Raw genomic sequence first — 240 nt, 5'->3', positions numbered from 1 at the left:
CAATATAAATGCCCAACGCGTTCTGAATATGCAGGAAAATCCCGGCATGTTCTTTACCGTGGTCCAAATCGGTCTGAACGCAGTGGCGATTCTCGGCGGTATCGTCGGTGATGCGGCATTTTCTCCAGCTTTTCACAGCCTGTTCTCCCGCTATATGTCGGCAGAGCTCTCTGAGCAACTGAGCTTTATTCTCTCTTTCTCGTTAGTGACTGGCATGTTTATCCTGTTTGCGGATTTAAC

General features: G+C 48.3%; 1 pseudogene. It reads left to right on the top strand.

Features of this window, described 5'->3' with window-relative positions:
- Positions 1-46: 46 nt before the first annotated feature.
- Positions 47-240, top strand: a pseudogene (locus AC0IZJ_RS28705) (polyamine export protein PaeA); the annotation flags it as partial.

This window comes from Roseateles sp. AC306 (genome assembly GCF_979253795.1).
Note: the sequence above shows the minus strand (reverse complement) of the source record. Positions and strands in the feature narration are given on the sequence as shown.